This window comes from Gillisia xinjiangensis (assembly GCF_046298265.1).
In the GTDB taxonomy this organism is placed as follows: domain Bacteria; phylum Bacteroidota; class Bacteroidia; order Flavobacteriales; family Flavobacteriaceae; genus Gillisia; species Gillisia xinjiangensis.
The window spans coordinates 1-500 of the sequence record NZ_JBKAHK010000150.1 but is presented as its reverse complement, the minus strand read 5'-3'; the positions used below and the strand labels follow the sequence as shown (position 1 = coordinate 500).

At 63.6% G+C, this 500-nt stretch carries 1 protein-coding gene; it reads right to left on the bottom strand.

All coding sequences use genetic code 11. The features are described from left to right. Window positions 1-433: copper resistance protein B (locus ACKGJN_RS16955; RefSeq protein ID WP_409540765.1), on the bottom strand; the 433-nt coding region annotated here is incomplete at its 3' end. Window positions 434-500: the final 67 nt, after the last annotated feature.

Sequence of the window (500 nt, the reverse complement as noted above, 5' to 3'; positions counted from 1 at the left end):
TGTTACTCACGAAGAGGGCGGCATCGACCTCGAAGAACTGCGGCGCCAGACCCTGCAGGCCGATGACGCCGTAGGCCCGCTCCGGGTCCGGCTCGAAGTCGTAGCGCACGCCGGCCTGGACGTCGAAGAAGTCCGAGATCAGCCGGCTATAGAGAACCTGTACTTCCGCCTTTTCCCATTCACCGTCCAGGGCGTACTCGCCCTCGGACTTGAGAAACAGCTTGTCGTAGTCGGTGCCGATCCAGCCCTGGGCATCCCAGGCATAGAGATCCTCACCCTCATCGTTCAGGCGGTACTCGTTCTGGTCGAGCTGGAAGAAGGTGTAGATCTGGTCGTCCATCTCGGCCGCCTCTGCGGGCAGGGCAAGAAAGGTCAGGGCGAGCGCCCCGGCCAGGGCCGCCGGGAGGCGGGCCTGCTTCGAAAGCAATGTCATCGCCCTCTCCCTAATTCAAGGCGGCGGCTTGGGGGCCGCCCTCAACGATGACTTCGCGGAACATGCC